The sequence below is a fragment of the Pseudomonas sp. genome (assembly GCF_035277045.1).
GTDB lineage: Bacteria > Pseudomonadota > Gammaproteobacteria > Pseudomonadales > Pseudomonadaceae > Aquipseudomonas.
The window spans coordinates 1-2,940 of record NZ_DATELE010000233.1 but is presented as its reverse complement, the minus strand read 5'-3'; the positions used below and the strand labels follow the sequence as shown (position 1 = coordinate 2,940).

Here is a 2,940-nt window from a genome sequence, read left to right as displayed (position 1 = left end):
ATGCAGCTTGCCGTTGTGCTCGATGCCCCCGATCGGGGTGATCACCGCGGCGGTGCCGCAGGCGCCAGCTTCGGTGAACTGGTTGAGCTGGGTGATCAGCACGTCGCCTTCGACCACTTCCAGGCCCAGGCGCGATTGCGCCAGTTCCATCAGCGACAGGCGGGTGATGCCCGGCAGGACCGAAGCGGACTTCGGCGTGATGAACCGGTTGTCCGCCGTGATCCCGAAGAAGTTGGCCGAACCGACTTCCTCGATCTTGGTGTGGGTCAGCGGGTCCAGGTAGATCGCGTCGGCGAAATTGGCCTTCTTGGCCTCGGAGCCCGGCTGCAGGCTGGCGGCGTAGTTGCCACCGACCTTGGCGGCACCGGTGCCTTGTGGCGCGGCGCGGTCGAAGCTGGAGATCTGGAAGTTGTGCGGCTTCATGCCGCCCTTGAAGTACGAGCCGACCGGGATGGCGAAGATCGAGAAGATGAACTCGGGCGCCGTGCGCACGCCGATGTTGTCACCCACGCCGATGACGAACGGACGCAGGTAGAGGGCACCCTTGCCGTGCGGCGGCACGAAGCGCTCGTTGGCCTTGACCACCTGCTTGCACGCCTCGATGAAGGCCTCGGTGGGCACGGACGGCATCAGCAGGCGAGCGCAGCTGCGCTGCATGCGCGCGGCGTTCTGGTCCGGGCGGAAGAGGTTGATCGAACCGTCCTTGCAGCGGTAGGCCTTCAGGCCTTCGAAGCATTGCTGGCCATAGTGCAGGGCAGTCGAGCCCTCGCTGATGTGCAGCTGGTTGTCTTCGGTCAGGGTGCCCTGGTCCCACTCGCCATTGCGCCAGTAGGACAGGTAGCGCTTGTCAGTCTTGATGTAGTCGAAGCCCAGTTTGTCCCAGTTGATCTCGTTGCTCATGACACCCTCGATTGTCTTGCTGATACCTGATCGCTCAGGCCGCCATTGTTTGCGCACCTCGCCACGATAATACATCCGCCAAGGATCGGAAACGCCCAGAAACGAATTGCACCCAAGTGCTTGACGCCACGGTGCCGCTCGGGGCAGTCTTTCCCCATGAACCCGAGCCTGATGACCCCGACCCAGACCACCACGACCGCCTTCGGCGGGCGCGGTGTCGCTGTGTAGGTATTCACAGTCGCTCACCAAGGCCCCGCCAGCAATGGACGGGGCCTTTTGGTTTCTCCGTCCGGGCTGGCTTCTCACGGAGAGACCCCATGCAACATGCACCCTCGGCTTTGCTCATCCTCGACATGCAGGTCGGCCTGTTCCACGGGCCCGATAAGCCCTGGCAGGGCGAGCGCGTCCTGGCCGTCATCAATGGCCTGATCGACAAGGCCCATGCCGCATCCGTCCCGGTCTTCGCCGTCCGCCACACCGGTCCGGCAGGCTCGCCCATTGCCGAAGGCAGTGATGCCTGGCCACTGCTGCCCGCGCTGCGAATCGACGCGTCCCGCGATACCGTGTTCAACAAGACCCGCCCCAGCGCCTTCTTTGATACGCCTCTGGCCGGCTGGCTGCGTGAGGCGGGCGTGCAGCGCCTCTACATAGCCGGCATGAAGACCCAGTACTGCGTCGACACCAACTGCCGCGTCGCCCGGGAACTCGGTTTCGAACCGGTGCTTGTCAGCGATGCGCACACCTGCATGGACACGCCGCTGCTGTCCGCCGAGGCGATCGTGGCGCATCACAATGCGACGCTGGGTGGCGGGTTCGCAGGGTTGGTCGAGAGCGCCGATGTCGGGTTCACAGCGGGCTGAGACCGCTCGCCTTCAGTCCTCCTGCTGACAGAACCGCAGCCGGTTCCCGAACGGATCGGCGATTTCCATCTGCAGTCCCCAGTCGACGCGCTGTGCCTGGGGACGCGAATACCCGTATTGCCTGGCCAGCAACTCCTGCTCCAGTGCCATCAGGTCTTCGACCCGGGCAAACACCGTGGAGCCCGGCGTGGCATCGCCATGGTGCTCGCTCAGGTGCAGGATCAATCCGCCCCGGTGAATCTGCGCATACAGAGGCAAGTCAGGGGCAAACCGGTGTTCCCAGTCCAGTGTGAAGCCGAGAAACCCGAGGTAGAACTCCTTGGCCTTGTCGACGCAGAAGATCCGCAGTACCGGTATGGCGGGGGAAAATTGCATGGTTCAGATCCTTTGAGGTGACAGACAAGAAAGCAAGCGCTCTGTAACAGTGCACGAGGGCACCCGTGCAAGGACGGTGAACGCCTCGCAACAGGGCACTTGCCGAGTTGGCCCGCAACCTGCAAATGCCTGACGGTCGATTGCTGATCGATTGGTCAGGCATGCGCGTTCGAGCGCGTGCGGGTTGTTCAACCATGGCGCCTGGTGCGCCGTGTTCACCGGGACTTTAAGGCATGTCGCTGCCGGAAACCATCGCCCATCAGGATACGCAGCCAGGATGGAGCGCCGAGCTTGCGCTGCGCTTCGTGCGCCGCGAGCGAGAGACCCGTATTGGTGCGCGCAAGCATTTCGGACCTCTTTTGGTGCAGCGTCCTTTCTACCCGGAAGGCGCGCCCTGCCATGTCTACGTCCTGCATCCGCCCGGCGGCATCGTCGGGGGCGACCGGCTCGCCCTGGACATCCATCTCGAGGCCGGCAGCCACGCGCTGCTGACGATGCCCGGCGCCAGCAAGTTCTACCGCAGCGCCGGGCCGACCGCCCAGCTTGCGCAGCGTTTCCACCTGGAGCAGGGCAGCACCCTGGAGTGGCTGCCCCAGGACAGCATCTTCTTCGCCGGCGCCCGCGCCGCCCTGCAGAGCCGTTTCACCCTGGCCCCCGGCGCCCGTCTGCTGGCCTGGGAGACCTTGTGCCTGGGCCGTCCGGTGATGAACGAAACCTTCAGCCACGGCGCGCTGGACAGCCGGCTGATCATCGACATGCCCGACGACCCAGGCCTGCACGAGCGCCTGCGTATCGAAGGCGGCCA

The 2,940-nt window shown here is 64.6% G+C and carries 4 protein-coding genes; 2 read left to right on the top strand and 2 right to left on the bottom strand.

Translation table 11 applies throughout. The annotated features are described in order from the left end of the window. Window positions 1-900 (bottom strand): branched-chain amino acid aminotransferase (locus tag VJS90_RS13490; protein ID WP_324122152.1); only part of this gene is annotated, 900 nt, incomplete at its 3' end. Between the two features lie 317 nt (window positions 901-1,217). On the opposite strand from VJS90_RS13490, the gene VJS90_RS13485 reads away from it, so the two are divergent. Continuing rightward, window positions 1,218-1,760 carry a cysteine hydrolase family protein gene (locus tag VJS90_RS13485; RefSeq protein WP_324122151.1) on the top strand — a complete coding sequence of 181 codons (543 nt, stop codon included), beginning with the start codon at window positions 1,218-1,220 and terminating at the stop codon, window positions 1,758-1,760. Between the two features lie 12 nt (window positions 1,761-1,772). On the opposite strand, the gene VJS90_RS13480 is transcribed toward VJS90_RS13485, so the two are convergent. Then, entirely contained in the window at window positions 1,773-2,135 is a 363-nt protein-coding gene (locus VJS90_RS13480) for a glyoxalase superfamily protein (protein ID WP_324122150.1), read from the bottom strand. 233 nt (window positions 2,136-2,368) lie between these two features. Between VJS90_RS13480 and VJS90_RS13475 the strand changes: the two genes are divergently transcribed. Next, window positions 2,369-2,940, top strand: a 572-nt coding sequence (locus VJS90_RS13475; protein WP_324122149.1) for an urease accessory protein UreD, incomplete at its 3' end; no start/stop codon positions are given.

Bases quoted from the DNA above. Each gene is read 5' to 3' on its own strand.
- VJS90_RS13485 (WP_324122151.1), top strand. From the start codon at position 1,218: ATGCAACATGCACCCTCGGCTTTGCTCATCCTCGACATGCAGGTCGGC.
- VJS90_RS13480 (WP_324122150.1), bottom strand. From the start codon at position 2,135: ATGCAATTTTCCCCCGCCATACCGGTACTGCGGATCTTCTGCGTCGAC.